Source organism: Pseudomonas sp. PAMC 25886 (genome assembly GCF_000242655.1).
In the GTDB taxonomy this organism is placed as follows: domain Bacteria; phylum Pseudomonadota; class Gammaproteobacteria; order Pseudomonadales; family Pseudomonadaceae; genus Aquipseudomonas.
Genome location: NZ_AHHC01000037.1, coordinates 1 through 16,029, shown reverse-complemented (window position 1 = coordinate 16,029; position 16,029 = coordinate 1). Strand labels below are relative to the sequence as shown.

The 16,029-nt window shown below is 59.8% G+C and carries 16 protein-coding genes and 1 tRNA gene; 11 read left to right on the top strand and 6 right to left on the bottom strand.

The genetic code is table 11. The features are described 5' to 3' along the window. The first annotated feature begins 31 nt into the window (after positions 1-31). From pal to MUM_RS0111845, 5 genes are all read left to right on the top strand, one after another. Positions 32-532 carry a peptidoglycan-associated lipoprotein Pal gene (pal, locus tag MUM_RS0111865; protein ID WP_003209827.1) on the top strand — a complete coding sequence of 167 codons (501 nt, stop codon included), beginning with the start codon at positions 32-34 and terminating at the stop codon, positions 530-532. Positions 533-538: 6 nt separating this feature from the next. Then, a complete protein-coding gene (ybgF, locus tag MUM_RS0111860) occupies positions 539-1,375 on the top strand; it encodes a tol-pal system protein YbgF (RefSeq protein ID WP_029615857.1) in 837 nt (278 codons plus the stop codon). A gap of 165 nt (positions 1,376-1,540) precedes the next feature. Continuing rightward, the gene (queE, locus tag MUM_RS0111855; RefSeq protein ID WP_010169945.1) at positions 1,541-2,188 is read left to right on the top strand and encodes a 7-carboxy-7-deazaguanine synthase QueE; all 648 of its coding nucleotides are present in this window, start codon (positions 1,541-1,543) and stop codon (positions 2,186-2,188) included. Between the two features lies 1 nt (position 2,189). Next, on the top strand, positions 2,190-2,867 hold the full coding sequence (gene queC / locus MUM_RS0111850; RefSeq protein WP_010169943.1) for a 7-cyano-7-deazaguanine synthase QueC: 678 nt from the start codon (positions 2,190-2,192) through the stop codon (positions 2,865-2,867). Between the two features lie 63 nt (positions 2,868-2,930). Beyond that, a tRNA-Lys gene (locus tag MUM_RS0111845) sits at positions 2,931-3,006 on the top strand. A 117-nt stretch (positions 3,007-3,123) separates the two neighbouring features. Here the strand turns inward: MUM_RS0111845 and pstB are convergent. From pstB to lldD, 5 genes are all read right to left on the bottom strand, one after another. After that, positions 3,124-3,903, bottom strand: coding sequence for a phosphate ABC transporter ATP-binding protein PstB (gene pstB / locus MUM_RS0111840; protein WP_010169941.1), 780 nt, complete (start codon positions 3,901-3,903; stop codon positions 3,124-3,126). Continuing rightward, positions 3,903-4,775: a phosphate ABC transporter permease PstA gene (pstA, locus tag MUM_RS0111835; RefSeq protein WP_010169939.1), complete on the bottom strand. Its 873-nt coding sequence runs from the start codon at positions 4,773-4,775 to the stop codon at positions 3,903-3,905. The genes pstB and pstA overlap by 1 nt, the downstream gene beginning before the upstream one ends. Then, the gene (gene pstC / locus MUM_RS0111830; protein ID WP_010169938.1) at positions 4,772-5,767 is read right to left on the bottom strand and encodes a phosphate ABC transporter permease subunit PstC; all 996 of its coding nucleotides are present in this window, start codon (positions 5,765-5,767) and stop codon (positions 4,772-4,774) included. Before pstC ends, pstA begins: the two co-directional genes overlap by 4 nt. Before the next feature lie 67 nt (positions 5,768-5,834). Then, entirely contained in the window at positions 5,835-6,851 is a 1,017-nt protein-coding gene (gene pstS / locus MUM_RS0111825; RefSeq protein ID WP_010169936.1) for a phosphate ABC transporter substrate-binding protein PstS, read from the bottom strand. A gap of 168 nt (positions 6,852-7,019) precedes the next feature. Continuing rightward, complete coding sequence (gene lldD, locus MUM_RS0111820; protein WP_010169934.1) at positions 7,020-8,162, bottom strand: FMN-dependent L-lactate dehydrogenase LldD; 1,143 nt, start codon at positions 8,160-8,162, stop codon at positions 7,020-7,022. Positions 8,163-8,269: 107 nt separating this feature from the next. Between lldD and MUM_RS0111815 the strand changes: the two genes are divergently transcribed. Continuing rightward, the gene (locus MUM_RS0111815) at positions 8,270-9,163 is read left to right on the top strand and encodes a LysR family transcriptional regulator (RefSeq protein WP_010169931.1); all 894 of its coding nucleotides are present in this window, start codon (positions 8,270-8,272) and stop codon (positions 9,161-9,163) included. A gap of 3 nt (positions 9,164-9,166) precedes the next feature. Here MUM_RS0111815 and MUM_RS0111810 read toward each other — a convergent pair whose 3' ends face one another. Further along, the gene (locus tag MUM_RS0111810) at positions 9,167-9,787 is read right to left on the bottom strand and encodes a helix-turn-helix transcriptional regulator (RefSeq protein WP_010169930.1); all 621 of its coding nucleotides are present in this window, start codon (positions 9,785-9,787) and stop codon (positions 9,167-9,169) included. A gap of 154 nt (positions 9,788-9,941) precedes the next feature. Here MUM_RS0111810 and MUM_RS0111805 point away from each other — a divergent pair, with 154 nt between their 5' ends. From MUM_RS0111805 to nadA, 5 genes are all read left to right on the top strand, one after another. Continuing rightward, on the top strand, positions 9,942-10,934 hold the full coding sequence (locus tag MUM_RS0111805) for a catalase family peroxidase (protein WP_010169929.1): 993 nt from the start codon (positions 9,942-9,944) through the stop codon (positions 10,932-10,934). 26 nt (positions 10,935-10,960) lie between these two features. After that, positions 10,961-11,191 (top strand): hexameric tyrosine-coordinated heme protein, encoded by a 231-nt coding sequence (locus MUM_RS0111800; protein ID WP_010169928.1) that lies wholly within the window; start codon positions 10,961-10,963, stop codon positions 11,189-11,191. Positions 11,192-11,402: 211 nt separating this feature from the next. After that, positions 11,403-12,689 (top strand): OmpP1/FadL family transporter, encoded by a 1,287-nt coding sequence (locus tag MUM_RS0111795; RefSeq protein WP_010169927.1) that lies wholly within the window; start codon positions 11,403-11,405, stop codon positions 12,687-12,689. 128 nt (positions 12,690-12,817) lie between these two features. After that, positions 12,818-14,389: a lactate dehydrogenase gene (locus tag MUM_RS0111785; protein ID WP_238535530.1), complete on the top strand. Its 1,572-nt coding sequence runs from the start codon at positions 12,818-12,820 to the stop codon at positions 14,387-14,389. A 219-nt stretch (positions 14,390-14,608) separates the two neighbouring features. Further along, the gene (nadA, locus tag MUM_RS0111780; protein WP_010169923.1) at positions 14,609-15,667 is read left to right on the top strand and encodes a quinolinate synthase NadA; all 1,059 of its coding nucleotides are present in this window, start codon (positions 14,609-14,611) and stop codon (positions 15,665-15,667) included. Positions 15,668-16,029 lie beyond the last annotated feature (362 nt).

Below are 16,029 nucleotides of genomic sequence, written 5' to 3'. Positions count from 1 at the left end.
TAACACACTGGGGTTCATTAGGAGTTTCACGATGGAAATGCTGAAGTTTGGTAAGTTTGCTGCTCTGGCTCTGGCTCTGTCCGTAGCCGTTGGTTGCTCGTCTAAAGGCGGCGACAATGCCGGTGAAGGCGCAGCTGTTGATCCAAACGCTGGTTACGGCGCTAACACTGGTGCAGTTGACGGCTCCCTGAGCGAAGAAGCTGCTCTGCGCGCTATCACCACTTTCTACTTCGAATACGACAGTTCGGACCTGAAGCCAGAAGCCATGCGCGCTCTGGACGTTCACGCGAAGGACCTGAAAGCTAACGGCGCTCGCGTTGTTCTGGAAGGTAACACCGACGAACGTGGTACTCGTGAGTACAACATGGCACTGGGCGAGCGTCGTGCGAAAGCCGTTCAGCGCTACCTGGTACTGCAAGGTGTTGCTCCAGGCCAACTGGAACTCGTTTCCTACGGTAAAGAGCGTCCAGTTGCTACTGGCCACGACGAGCAGTCCTGGGCTCAAAACCGTCGCGTCGAACTGCGTAAGTAATTCGTCATGCGAACGTGCCGTCGTGCTCTAACTGTATTGGCTCTCAGCCTGGCACCGCTTGCGGTGTGGGCTGCGGTTCCTGTGGAAGATAGCAACTCTGGCTATAACAATAGCGGGAGCAGCTATCCGCCAGCGGGTTATGGCACGAACGGCGCCTATGCCGGGGGCGCGGCTACGGCCGCGCCTTCGGCACAGGGCGAGCTGTTCAATCAGCTGCAACGCATGCAGGATCAATTGTCGCAGCAACAAGGCACGATTGAAGTTCTGCAGAATCAAGTGAACCAGCTGAAGCAAGAAGGCCTGGAGCGATACCAGGATCTTGATCGACGCATTGGAGCCGGCGTTACACCTGCCGCCACTCCTGATAATTCTTCTGCCGGTGGCGCGCCCAGTGCCGCCGTCGGTGGTGCAGCAGCAGGGGCCGCGGCTGCCAGCCAAGCCCCTGCCGCGAGCAGCGAACCGGGTGATCCGGCGAAGGAAAAGCTGTATTACGACGCAGCCTTCGACCTGATCAAAGCCAAGGATTTCGATAAAGCCAGCCAGGCTTTTACCGCATTCCTGCGCAAATACCCGAACAGCCAGTACGCGGGCAACGCCCAGTACTGGTTGGGTGAGGTGAACCTGGCCAAGGGCGACCTGCAAGGTGCAGGTCAGGCCTTTGCCAAGGTCAGCCAACTGTACCCCAAGCACGCCAAGGTGCCGGATTCGCTGTACAAGCTCGCTGACGTAGAACGCCGCCTGGGTCATACCGACAAGGTCAAAGGCATTCTGCAGCAGGTGGTGGCCCAGTATCCGGGTACCTCCGCTGCGCAGTTGGCCCAACGGGACCTGCAACGCATGTAAGCGGTTGCAACCCGTTTAGAAGAAACCCGCGCCCTGCGCGGGTTTTTTCGTTAGAATCCACGCCCTTTTATGAAACACGCTTTTTGGGGTTTACGCGTTGGCGGAACTCCTTGAAGTGCCTGACGGAGGCGGACAGCCTGTTTAGCTGTTACGCCCGTGGCGACTATGCAAGACACATTACGTATCACCGAAGTTTTTTACTCGTTGCAGGGTGAAACGCGCACTGCTGGGCTGCCCACTGTATTTGTGCGCCTCACCGGTTGCCCGCTGCGTTGCCAGTACTGCGACAGCGCCTACGCCTTCAGCGGCGGCACCGTGCGTACCCTTGAAGACATTCTCGAGCAAGTAGCCGGTTACCGGCCGCGTTATGTCTGCGTCACCGGTGGCGAGCCACTGGCGCAACCTAACGCCATTCCCTTGCTCAAGCAGTTGTGTGATGCCGGTTATGAGGTGTCCCTGGAAACCAGCGGCGCCCTGGATATTGCTGCGGTCGACCCTCGCGTCAGCCGGGTCGTCGACCTGAAGACCCCGGGTTCCAAGGAAGCACACCGCAACCGCTACGAGAACATCGAACTGCTGACGCCCAACGATCAGGTCAAGTTCGTCATCTGTTCCCGTGAAGACTACGACTGGGCGACCTCCAAGCTGATCCAGTATGGCCTGGACCGACGCGCCGGCGAGGTGCTGTTTTCCCCAAGCCACCATGACCTGAACGCCCGCGACCTGGCCGACTGGGTCGTCGCAGACAATCTGCCGGTGCGCCTGCAGCTGCAACTGCACAAGTACTTGTGGAACGACGAGCCGGGGCGCTGACATGACGGATCAAAAGCGTGCGGTCATCCTGCTGTCCGGCGGCCTCGACTCCGCCACCGTGGTCGCCATGGCCCGTGCCGAAGGCTACAGCTGCTACACCATGAGCTTCGACTATGGCCAGCGCCACCGCGCCGAACTCGACGCCGCCGCCCGCGTCGCCCGTGACCTGGGCGTGGTGGAGCACAAGGTGATTGGCCTGAACCTCGACGGCATTGGCGGCTCGGCGTTGACCGACAGCTCCATTGATGTACCGCAAGGCCCCAGCGAAGGCATCCCGGTGACGTACGTGCCGGCGCGCAACACCGTGTTCCTGTCCCTGGCCCTCGGCTGGGCCGAAGTGCTCAATGCCCGCGACATCTTCATCGGCGTCAATGCCCTGGACTATGCCGGTTACCCGGACTGCCGTCCCGAGTACGTCGAGTCGTTCGAACGCATGGCCAACCTGGCGACCAGGGCCGGCGTAGAGGGGCAGGGCTTTCGTATCCTGGCGCCGCTGCAGAACCGCAGCAATGCCGATATCGTGAAGACTGGCGTAGGACTTGGCGTTGATTACTCGCTGACTGTTTCCTGCTATCAGGCGGACAATGACGGCCGCGCTTGTGGGAAATGCGACAGCTGCCGACTGCGTGCTGAAGGCTTCCAGGCGGCCGGAATTGCTGACCCAACGCGTTATTTCTGATTTATTTCAAATAAGGTGTTGAATAATCCTTAGAAATCAGTATTATACGCGCCACCACACAGCGGGTCGTTAGCTCAGTTGGTAGAGCAGTTGGCTTTTAACCAATTGGTCGTAGGTTCGAATCCCACACGACCCACCATTTTTGGCGGTTTAGAAAATCCGGAAGGCCCACGCAAGTGAGGATTTCCGGGTTTTTTTTTGCCCAGCGAAAGGCCGGTCACTCTCGGGCAGAGAGTGATCGGCCTTTTTGTTAACTCTAGCCAAAGCGCCCGGTTATATAGTCCTCGGTCTGCTTCATCTTCGGCGTAGTAAAGATCTGGTCCGTCTTGCCATGCTCAATCAGTTCGCCCATGAACATGAACGCCGTGCTGTCAGACACGCGGGCGGCCTGCTGCATGTTGTGGGTCACGATGATCACTGTGTAGTGCTCTTTCAGCTCAGTGATCAATTGCTCGATGCGCCCGGTGGAAATCGGATCGAGCGCCGAGGTCGGCTCATCCAGCAGCAATACCTGCGGCCGCAGTGCAATGGTGCGTGCGATGCACAGGCGCTGTTGCTGCCCGCCTGACAGGCTCTGGGCGCTTTGCTTGAGTTTGTCTTTCACCTCGTCCCACAGGGCGCCACCGCGCAGGGCCTGCTCGACACGGTCATCCATTTCCCGACGTGTCAGTTTTTCATGGTGGCGTACGGCATAGGCGATGTTGTCGTAGATCGACATCGGAAAAGGCACGGGCTTTTGGAAGACCATTCCGACGTGGCTGCGCAGGCGGTTCATCGAGTAGCCCGGGGCGAGGATGTTTTCGCCGTTCAGCAGCACCTCACCGCGCGCTTCCTGCTTCGGGTACATCGAGTAGATGCGGTTGAACACACGCAGCAAGGTCGACTTTCCGCAGCCCGAGGGGCCGATGATCGCGGTGATGCGTTTTTCCGGAATATCGATGTCGATGGATTTCAGTGAGCGTTGGTTGTTGTAGAAAAACTCCAACCCACGGACACGGATTTTGGTTTTTTCAGGATCAAGGCGGGTCGATTGCATCAGTGGGACCTATTGCGCAAAAGAATCAGGCGAGACAGCAAGCTCAGCACCAGTACGAACATCGTCAGTACCAGCGCGCCCGCCCAGGCCAGGGAGTGCCAGTCATCGAAGGGGCTCATGGCGTACTGGAAAATTACCACTGGCACGCTGGCAATCGGCTTGAGCAGGTTGCTGCTCCAGAACTGGTTGCCGAAGGCGGTGAACAGCAGCGGGGCGGTTTCCCCGGTAATCCGGGCCAGCGCCAGCAGGATGCCGGTCACCACCCCGGCCTTCGCCGCTCTCAATACAATCTGCAACGTCAGCTTCCATTGCGGTACGCCCAAGGCCAGCGCGGCCTCGCGCATGGTGGAAGGTTGCAGCTGAAGCATTTCGTCCGTCGTCCTCACCACTACCGGAATCACCAGCAGGGCCAATGCCAACGCACCGGCAATCGCGGAAAAGCCCACCTGGTGATTGGTCAGCAGGTTCAGTGGCAGGATCACGCCGGTGTAGATGAACAAGCCCAGTACGATGGAAGGTGCGGACAACAGAATGTCGTTGATGAAACGAACCGTAGTCCCCAGGCGCGAGTGGCGTGCGAATTCCGCCAGCCAGATGCCCGCCATCAGCCCGATGGGTGTGCCGATCAGCAGGGCAATCCCCGACATCAGCGCGCTGCCATAAAAGGCGTTGGCCAGCCCGCCGTCTGTTCCGGGGGGCGGTGTCATCTCGGTAAACAGGCGCAGGTTGAGCGCCTGAAAGCCGTTGATGATGGTGGTCAGCAGGATCCAGGCGAGCCAAAGCAGGCCAAAGGCTGTCGCGCCACAGCTCAGCAGCATGGCCACGCGGTTCTTGAAGGCACGCTTGCGGTACAGGCGTTCGTTGCTGTTCATAGGCCCTCCTTGCGGGACAGGCGCATCAGCATCAGCCGCGCCAGTGCCAGCACCACAAAGGTCACGATGAACAGCAGGAAGCCCAGTGCAATCAGCGCCGAACGGTGCAGGTCGGTATAGGCCTCGCTGAATTCGTTGGCGATGACCGACGCGATGGAGCTGCTGGGCATCAGCAATGAGGCCGAGAACTGTTGGGCGTTACCTAGTACGAACGTGACCGCCATGGTTTCCCCCAGGGCGCGACCGAGGCCGAGGAACACCCCGCCGACTACAGCAGAGCGGGTGTAGGGCAGGACGATGTCCCACACCACTTCCCACGTCGTACTCCCCAATGCGTAGGCCGACTCTTTCAACTGAGTCGGCACGCTGCGAAAAACTTCATGCATCACCGAGGTAATGAACGGCGTAATCATGATCGCCAGTACGATGCCGGCGGTCAGCATCCCGATGCCCAGCGGCGGCCCCTGGAACAGCGAGCCAATAAGCGGCAGTGCACCCAGGTAATCGTTGATCCAGGGCGACAAGTGTTCGGCCATAAAGGGCCCGAAAACAAACAATCCCCACATGCCATAGATGATCGAGGGGATGCCCGCGAGCAATTCAACGGCAGAGGCCACCGGCATTCTCAGCCAGGGCGGCGCCACTTCGGTCAGGAAAATCGCGATGCCAAAACTCACGGGCACCGCAATCAGCAACGCGAGGAAGGAGGTGACCAGCGTGCCGTAAATCGGCACCAGGGCGCCAAAGTGGTTGTTGACCGCATCCCACTCAGTGCTGGTGATAAAGCCGAAACCGAAGGTTTTGAAGGCCAGGCCACCGCCCCACAATGTCGAGGCGGCAATGCTGGCCAGCAACAGCAAGACGAGCATGGCGGCGCCGAACATTGAGCGTTTGAACCACAGGTCGTTGCGTTGATCGCGGGCGGCGCGGCTGTCACCCGATACGTCGCTCGCGTGAGTCGTCATGGCCAGGGGTTGGACAGTTTCGTTCATATCAGATGTGCTCATCCCCTTGCTCAAACACGTAGTGGCTCGGGCAAGGGGACTATGGGAGGGCGGATCAGTGGGCGAAGTCAGACTTCCAGTAACCTTCGATCCGGGTCACGAGGGAATCAGGCAGCGCTACGTAGTCCAATGCCGCAGCCTGCTGCTGACCTTTTTCCAGCGACCATTTGAAGAAGTTGAAAGCGGCCTGGCTTTGCTCGGCGTTTTTCGGCTGCTTGTACATGATGATCCAGGTGGTCGCCGTGATCGGCCACGCGTTCTCGCCCGGGGCGTTGGTCATGATCAGGTTGAAGTCTTTGGCGTCGGCCCAGTCGGCGGTATCCGCAGCCGCCTGGAAGGCCTTGGCGTTGGGCTCGACAAACTTGCCCGACGCGTTCTTCAACTGGGCGTAGGTCATTTTGTTCTGCAGGGCGTAGGCGTATTCAACAAAGCCGATGGAGTTCTTGATCTGCTTCACGTAGGCCGAAACACCTTCATTGCCCTTGCCGCCCACACCGACTGGCCACGGCACGGTGGTGCCGAAACCGATCTTGGTCTTCCAGCTGTCACTGACTTTGGCGAGGTAGTTGGTGAAGTTGTACGAGGTGCCCGAGCCGTCCGAGCGGTGAACCACGGTAATGTTCGCGCCCGGCAGCTTCAGGCCAGGGTTGAGTGCGGCAATCGCCGGGTCGTTCCAGGCCTTGATGTCGCCCAGGAAGATTTTCGCCAAAACATCGCCATCGAGTTTCAACTGGCCAGCCGCAACGCCTTCAACGTTCATCACCGGCACGATGCCGCCGATCACGCTTGGGAATTGGCCCAGGCCGCCGGCCTTCAGTTCATCCGCCGACAACGGCGCGTCGGAGGCGCCGAAGTCTACGGTTGCCGCCTTGATCTGGGCGATACCGCCGCCGGAACCGATGGACTGGTAGTTGATCCGGTCACTGGCGCTTTTGCTGTATTCCTGGGACCACTTGGACAGTACCGGGTAGACGAAACTGGAGCCTGCGCCCGTGACGTCAGTGGCGTGAGCGACACCACTCAGGCACAGGGCAGTGAACAACACTGACAGACTCTTTTTGGTCAGCAACATCACGACGACACCTCAAAGTAAGGGGGTAAGTGGAAGGGTCCACCTGTCTAAGACGTGACGATTTAATTCCCGGGATGTTTCTGTTTGATGACGGTTTGGCTTTATGAAGAAACATTTAGAAATATCTGTAGGAGGCCTCAAAAGAGAGAGTTTGAGGCCTCCTACCGATCAACCGTGGCTGCGCACCAGGATCGATTCGTCAATCTGCGCGATTGACGTCACCCCGGTCAGCGTCATCGCCACGCGCATTTCCTTGGCGAAGATATCCAGCAGGTTCTCCACCCCGCGTTGCCCGTCAGCGGCCAGCGCGTAAGCCTGCGCACGGCCCAGCAGCACGCCTTTGGCCCCAAGGGCAAGCATGCGCACCACGTCCAGCCCCGAGCGTACGCCGGAGTCCACCAACACCGTCAGATCGCTGCCCACGGCTTGTGCGATAGGTGCGAGCGCCTTGGCCGTCGACAGCACACCATCCAGTTGCCGGCCGCCATGGTTGGAGACGACGATGCCATCGGCTCCGAAGCTCACCGCATCCTTGGCATCCTGCGGGTCGAGGATGCCTTTGATGATCATCGGGCCTTTCCAGAACTCGCGAATCCACTCCAGGTCTTTCCAGCTGATGGAAGGGTCGAAGTTGTTGGCCAGCCAGCCGATGTAGTCCTTCAACTGGGTGGGCTTGCCCAGGTACTTGGAGATGTTGCCCAGGTCGTGGGGGCGGCCCATCAGGCCGACATCGAAGGCCCAGGCCGGTTTGGTCATGGCCTGCAGGATTTGGCGTTGCGGCCCGTAGGCGCCGGACATCCCCGAATGGGCGTCGCGATAACGCGCGCCGGGGGTGGGCATGTCGACGGTGAACACGAGGTTCTTCACCCCGGCGGCCTGGGCCCGCTCCAGGGCGTTTTTCATGAAGCCGCGGTCTTTCAAAACATACAGTTGAAACCAGATGGACTGCGGGCTCTGGGACGCCACTTCTTCAATCGGGCACACAGAAACGGTCGACAGGCAAAACGGAATGCCCTTGTTCGCTGCCGCCTTTGCCGCCTGGACTTCACCGCGCCGGGCAAACATGCCGGTCAGCCCCACTGGGCTGAGGACCACCGGCATCGCCAGCGGCTGGTCGAACAGGGTGGTTTCAAGGCTCAGGCTTTCGACGTTGCGCAGGATGCGCTGGCGCAGGCTGATATCCGACAGGTCCGAGCTGTTGGCGCGCAGGGTGTGTTCGGCGTAGGCACCGCCGTCGATGTAGTCGAACAGGAAACGCGGCAGTTTGCGGCGAGCGGCTTCGCGGTAATCCGATGCGGACGAAATGATCATGAACAGTGATGCCCCGAGTGAAGAAAACGGTGGGGTGAGGATAGACAAAGGCCTTTCATGGTAAAAACAACTTTTCCAACTTGAATCAAGTCGTAAATGGAATACTCATGAACCTTCGCACGTTGCTGGCTTTTGTCGAAGTGGTACGCCAGGGCAGCTTCTCACAGGCGGCCGAGGTTGTTTCGCTCACCCAGTCTACCGTCAGTAAGGCAGTGAAGACCCTGGAAGATGAATTGGGCACGCCGCTGTTCAATCGCATCGGCCACAAGAGCGAGCTGACGGCTGCCGGCGAAATTGCCTACCGTCGCGCCTTGGTGTTGCTGGCCGAACGCAGTGACCTGGTGGCCGAGATCAATGACTTGCTGGGGCTCAAGCGCGGTGTATTGCGCATCGGTTTGCCGCCGGTAGGCAGTGGCGTGTTGTTTGCGGCGATGTTCGCCCTGTACCGGCAGCGTTATCCAGAGATCGAGATCGAGCTGATCGAGCACGGCAGCAAGAAGCTGGGCGAATGCCTGGAGGCGGGTGAGGTGGACCTGGCGGCCTTGCTGGTACCGGTGGCCGGCGAATTTGAATATCAGGATGTGCGCGTCGAACCGCTGATGGTGGTCATGCCGATCGACCATCCATTGGCCGGGTGTAAAAGCGTCGACTTTTCCGACCTCGCCGACTCACCTTTCATACTGTTCGAAGCCGGGTTTGCGCTTAACCGGATTATTCTCACCGCCTGCGAGCGCAGAGGCGTAGTCCCGCGCATCACCGCCCGCAGCGCCCAGATCGACTTTATCGTCGACCTGGTTGCCGCAGGCCTGGGCGTCGCGTTTTTGCCGAGCATGCTGGCTTACAAACACCTGCACGCCGGCATTGCCCTGATTCAGTTGGACGAGCCCGAGACCGATTGGCACATCGCCCTGGCCTGGCGACGACAGGCGCACTTGCCGCCGGCAGCACGGGCCTGGCTGGACCTGGCCCTGGAGATGGGCAATGTGCCGGACGAGACCTGATGCTTATTCGGCGGGGCTTTCGCCTTGCTGGATGAAGTACTGACAGATCAGCCGATCTTCTCGCAGGCAGTGCTCGCTGGCGGGAAAACCCGTGGCTTCGGAAAAGAACCCGGCCATGGCCCGGCACACACATTGTTCGTCGCGCACCACGCTGCCCACCGGGCAGGTGAAGTTGCGCACCATCACACCGCCATCCTGAACCACTGCCTCGGTGCTGGCGCCCAGGGAGTCGGCTGCGGCCATGGCGGCGCGCAGACCGCTGTCGAAGTCCCGCGGGTTGGCCAGGCCGGCGCTTTGCGCCAATTGGCGGCCGGTCTGTTCCAACACATCGCCCAACTCATCGGCGGCGTAGCGGTCCTTGAGCACGGCGAGCAGGTTAGTCAACAGAATCTGATAGGCCGTGGAGGTGACATCTTCACTGCCGGGCGCCGCCTCGAACACCACCGGCGGTTTGCCCACGGTATTCGGTGGGCGGACCTTGCTGCGGCGTACCAGGCCTTCGGATTCCAGTTGCTTGAGCTGCACGATGATCGCGTTGCGGGTGACGGCGAGGTGCTCGCAAAGCTGCACCACGGTCAGTGGCTCGCGTTGCAGAAGGTTGAGGATGTCGCTTTTGGTGCTCACGGCAGGCTGGGTTCGCTGGCTGGTTTGAGGGCCGAGTATACCTTCAACCGTTTGGAATGCAGGACCAAAAACAATAATGACAAAAGTTATTGTCGTAATTGTTTTTTGTCGATTAGAATCCGCCGGGATCACCCACCACCCTGCAGGTCACACCATGAAAAAAACCATTTACGTGCTCTTGGCAGTGCCTTTTGCGCTGGCATTGATCGCCAGCGCCGCGGCACAAGAGGCACCGGCCCAGCCAGCCACCCCAACCCAACTGGTCGACGCCCTTAACGGCGTGTTTGGCCAACACGCGGGTGCACGCGCCGTGCACGCCAAGGGCGTGGTGCTGGAAGGCCAGTTCACCCCAAGCCCGTCGGCGGCCTCCATCAGCAAGGCGGTGCATTTGCAGGCGAGCGCAGTGCCGGTGACGGTGCGCTTTTCCAACTTTGCCGGGATCCCGGACATTCCCGACAACCACGCCCTGGCCAGCCCGCGTGGCCTGGCGATTCGCTTTGCGCTGCCCGGCGGTGGTTCCACCGACATCGTCGCTCACTCGTTCAACGGCTTCCCATCGCCCACCGCCGATGACTTTCGCGACCTGCTGATCGCCCTCGGCACCAGTGGTCCTGACGCACCCAAGCCAACCCCGCTGGACGGCTACCTGGCCAGCCATCCCGTGGCCAAGGCATTCCTGACGGCACCCAAGCCGGCGCCGGAAAGTTTCGCCACGCTGCCCTACTATGGGGTGAATACCTTCAGGTTCATCAACGACGCGGGCAAGGTGACGTTCGGGCGCTACCAGTTCCTGCCGGTCAGCGGTGCCCATTACCTGGCGGATGCAAAGGCAGCCAAGGCGAAACCGGACTACCTGAGCGAAGAAATCCTGCAACGCCTCGCCAAGGCCCCGGCACGTTTCAAGTTGGTGGTTCAGGTGGCCGAACCCGGGGACAAGCTGGACGATCCCTCCACTGCCTGGCCGAACAGCCGGCCTGTGGTGGAACTGGGCACCGTCGAAATCACCCGTGCCGTCGCCGATAACGTGGCGGCACAAAAAAGCCTGATGTTCCTGCCCAACAACGTCCCGGCAGGCATCGAGCCGCAAGACCCGATGATCAACGCACGTTCGGCCGCCTACCCGGTGTCCTTCGGGCGTCGGCAGTAAGCGATCAATAACAAGAGGAAACCCTGATGAGCCTGATACCGAACAACTCGCTGATAACCGAGACCCCTGAAGAAGGGCGCCAACTGGCGATCAAGATGGCCCGCCTGGTGATCAAGGCCACGCAGCCCGACGAAGCCGTGCGCAACCGGCTGCGCGATGTGTACGCCAACGATGCGGCGATGCTGATCAGCATCGGCCAGGTGGTGGCGACTGAGTTTGCGACCATCGCAGCGGCCAACAAATACTGGACGCGCTGACGCCGGTGAAGGTGCGGCCCAAGGCTGCACCTTCGTTAAAACCCATCAGTCACATTCGGGTTTCAAGGTCTGAACAAGTACCGTAAAAACCGCCGAAGTCTTTGAAATCAGAAGGATTGTAGGACAATTTTCAGCATGAAAAACTCTTCATAATTCGCTCGCCCGAAGATTGGTAGCTTCCACGTGCTGCCCAATAATTCGAGTTCTAATAATGAATAAAAAACTCTTCAAGAGCGCTTTGGCGCTGTCGGTTTCGCTTGCCTCCACTTCCCTGTTTGCCGGTGGTTTCGCCCTCAATGAACAAAGCATCAGTTCAATGGGCACCGGTTACGCCGGGCGTTCTTCCTCTGCCGACGACGCCAGCACGGTGTTCGGCAACCCGGCCGGCATGTCTCGCCTCAAGCACAATGAAGTGAGCATCGGGGCGACCTACCTGGATGCCAAATCGAACATCAAGGACGCCAGTTCCTCTCAAGGTGGCGCGGACAACCCCGGCACCAACAAAGGCGACATGGTCCCCGGCATCGCCATACCGATGGGCTACCTGGTGACGCCGATTGATGAACACTGGGCGTTCGGCCTGGGGATCTACGCGCCGTTCGGCCTGGTGACCGACTATGAACACAGCTTCCAGGGCAATGGCTTTGGTAACAAAAGCAAGGTTCAAGTCATCACGGTCCAGCCAACGGTCAGCTACGCCTTCAACGACAAGGTTTCGGTGGGCTTCGGTCCAACGTTCAACCGGATCAGTGGCGAGCTGGATTCCAAGGTCCCGGCATTTGGCCTGGGCACTGAAAACGTGAAGGTCAAGGGCGACGACACCGCCACCGGTTTCAACGCCGGTATCCTGGTGCAGCCGATTGAAAGCACGCGCATCGGTGTGACCTACCACTCGCAGGTTGTGTATCACCTGTCGGGCAACACCAACGCCTCAGGCGTTCTCTCTAACCTGTTGGATGGCGGCCCGCAGCGGTATGACGCCAAGCTGGATGTCACCACTCCGTCGTCCGTGGACTTCTCGGTTACCCATAAACTCAACGATGACTGGACCTTGTACGTCGGCAGCACCTACACCCGCTGGAGCCAGTTGAAGAAGATCACGATCAATAACAGTGGCGTCTCCGACCTCGCCACCGAGCTGGCCGGCCTGAACTCCATCACCGAAGAACAGCACTGGCATGACACCTGGTCTCACGCCATCGGCCTGTCGTACCAGTTGAACAAGCAATTGGTGCTGCGGACCGGCTTCTCGGTGGATCAGACCCCTACCAACAACACCGACCGTTCCGTACGTATTCCTACGGGCGATCGCACGGTATTCAGCCTGGGTGCCGGCTGGACGCCAGTCGATAACCTGACCTTCGACGTCGCTTACTCCTACCTGAAGGAAGAACCGATCAAGGTCCGCGACAATAATCCGCAGTTGGCACTGACCTACGACGCCAAGTATGAAAACAGCGCCAACGGCTTTGGCGGTTCGGTAACTTACCGCTTCTGATGCACCGAAAGAGGGCGGAGAGTCATTTTTCTGACATGGCTCTTTGCTAGCAATTGTATCAATCGTGCTATTAAACCCTCCCTGTCTTGGCTAAATTAGGCGCAATCCAGTTCAAGACAGGGATCGTCATGACTACGCTTTCGCCCATCAGCTCCGCCATTGCCCTTATCAATCGGCCGGCCGTTACGCCGCCAGCGACGCTGACGCCAGAAAGGGACGCCACGGTCGTGCGGCCCTCCTCGGTGGTCAGCCTCGGTAACGTGGCGGTTGATGTCCAGGCCCAGACCTATTCCCGAAACGGCCAATTGGCCGTCCATGAACCGATCACGGTCTGGGAAAATGATAGCCAGGATGCCGTTACACGGGCGATTGGCGCGAATATCGACTCAACGCCCAGAGCCACCGGGTTCAGCGGCTTGGGCGCTACCCTGATCGCGCAATTCGCCAGGAGCGGTACGGACATTTCGCAGTCGGCGCTCGGCACCGCGTCGTCCAAGATCCAAAGCCCGGCCGAACTCAAGGTTCAGCAGGCCCTGCTGCACAGCGAAGCAGATAACCGGGTCAGCCTTACCGTCAAGACCGCCAGCGGCAAGACTGTCACCTTCAGCCTGGCCAGCCAGCCCGGTGGCCTGGCCGCGCAGGCCAAGGTGGACGGCGGCACCCTCAGCGCCGCCGAGCTCAAGGAAATCGCCAAGTTGGGCGAAGCCTTCCAGGGCGCCATCGACGGCCTGGCTGCCCAGCCGCCGAAACTCGATCTGAGCAAGCTGACGCAGTTTGATTCCAGTGTGTTGTCCTCGGTAGACCTCAGCGGCAAATTGAAAGCGGGGGCTGTTGACGACATCACCCTCGCGTTTCATGCGGACAGCCAGAGCCGTACCACTCGCATGAAAAGCCCGGCGGGAGAGGTGAACCTCTCGGTGGACCTGAAAAACGCCGGCATCCTCGGCAGCGCCAAGCAGCAGGCAATCGCGCTGAAAAGCTACCTGGCCCAGTTCGACAAGGCCCAGGCGCGGGGCAAAGCCGATGCGGACCTGATGGCGATGTTCAAGGATGCGTTTACCGCCATGAACAGCAACTACCCGCAGGGCGTCAAAGCGCCACAGGCGCTGACCCGGAATACGGCGGATCAAGGCCTGTTGACTGGCTTGGCAGATTTCAAGGCCTCCATCCGCCAGACGGCCAGCTCCCCCAACCCGGCGCGCCTTGGGGAAACCGACACGTTTGCCTATACGCTGTCCCAGAAAACCCGTGTGGGCGGCAGTGACATCTCCAATCGCACGATCGATCAGGTCCAGCAATCAAGCCTCAAAGCCAGCTTCCATCGGGACCTCAATGGCGCGAAGCCGCCGGCTTTCGACACCCACCGCGAGTCGCAGAACTACCTCTATGTGCAGGTCGACGACAAGGCCAGCAGCGCGGCGAATATCACCTACAAGGATGGCTTCCTGACCAACGCCTCCGTCGATCAAAGCGCCAGCCAGAACACCCGCACCCAGCGCTACGAGATGGCTAAACTGGTTAAGGACACTCTGGAGCCTAACCAGGCCAGCAGCCGTCGCGACTACCTGATATTGCTGGAATATGCGGCGCGAGAGGGCAAGAGGGTCCAGGGCGCCGATGAAACCATCCTGAAGGAAGCGCTGGCAACCCTGCATCAGGGCGTGTTGCTGCAAGACGATCCTGGCGCGTTGCCGCGCTAAACCGGACGTTGTAAAAAAGGGAAACCCCCGCGTGGGTTTCCCTTTTTTATGCTTCGCCGAATCCCAGATTAGGCTTTTGAATCCATTCGATATTCTGTAGCCTTGCGCAGCTTCACCGTGCTTGATGAACACAATCACTTCGTCCGGCGGCGCCCGAAAGGCTCCAGAGCCGGTGGTACACTCGACTTTCGCGCAACTGCGCCTGCAGGTCTTGCGAACATGACGCAAATTTCCGAACGCCTTCTGGTCCAAGCCCACCTCGACGCCAAGCAGCCCACGGTGCTGAGCGCCGAAGAAGAGGCGGGCTACCGTGCCGCCATCGCCGCCGAGCTCAAGGCTCAGGACGCGGTGCTGGTGGCTCACTTCTACTGCGACCCGGTGATTCAGGCTTTGGCCGAAGAAACCGGTGGCTGTGTCTCCGACTCCCTGGAAATGGCCCGCTTCGGCGCGGCGCATCCGGCCAAGACTGTGCTGGTGGCTGGCGTGCGTTTCATGGGCGAGACCGCGAAGATCCTCACGCCGGAAAAACGCATCCTGATGCCGACCCTGGAAGCTACGTGCTCCCTGGACCTTGGTTGCCCGGTGGATGAGTTTTCGGCGTTCTGTGATCAGCATCCCGAGCGCACGGTGGTGGTGTATGCCAACACCTCGGCGGCGGTGAAAGCCCGGGCTGATTGGGTGGTGACCTCCAGTTGTGCGCTGGAGATCGTTGAAAGCCTGATGGATAACGGTGAGACGATTATCTGGGGGCCGGACAAGCATCTGGGCACCTATATCCAGCGTCAGACCGGCGCGGACATGCTGCTGTGGGACGGTGCGTGCATCGTTCACGAGGAGTTCAAGTCCAAGCAGTTGGAGGACATGAAGGCGCTGTACCCGGACGCTGCGATCCTGGTGCACCCGGAGTCGCCGACGTCGGTGATTGAGTTGGCGGATGCGGTGGGGTCTACCAGTCAGTTGATTGCGGCGGCGCAGCGGTTGCCGAACAAGACGTTCATTGTGGCGACCGACCGGGGGATCTTCTACAAGATGCAGCAGTTGTGTCCGGACAAGGTTTTTGTCGAGGCGCCGACGGCTGGGAACGGGGCGGCGTGTCGCAGTTGTGCGCATTGCCCGTGGATGGCGATGAATACCCTTGAGCGCACGCTGCAGTGTTTGCGTGAGGGGAGTAATGAGATTTTTGTTGAGCCTTCGGTGATTCCTCAGGCTGTTAGACCGCTTAAGCGGATGCTGGATTTTACTCAGGCTGCGCGGTTGAGGTTGGCTGGGAACGCTTGATCTGGGTTGTGTACATATCCGTTTCTTCGGTAACGGCGGCTATGGGTTCCGCTCTTACAGCGGCTCACTTTGGAAAAGCCCCAAAGTAAGCAAAGGGCTCTGCCCCGCCTGTCGGCACCTCGCCTAGGCTCGGTGTTCCCTCACTCCGGCATTGCTCCGCGGGCCGCCGCGACGGGGCGTCCCTGCCCCGTCGCGGCTAAACCGGCGTCCTGCCGGTTTACCCGCTCCTCAATCCCTGCGTTCGGCCTCGGGCTGAGTGGGGCAGTCAGAGCCATCAAGATCAAAATCTACAGCACAGCGGCCTACAGGCCGGCTTGAGTCGTAGAAGCCAGATCAAAAGCCAAAGCGAAAGCCAAAGCTGA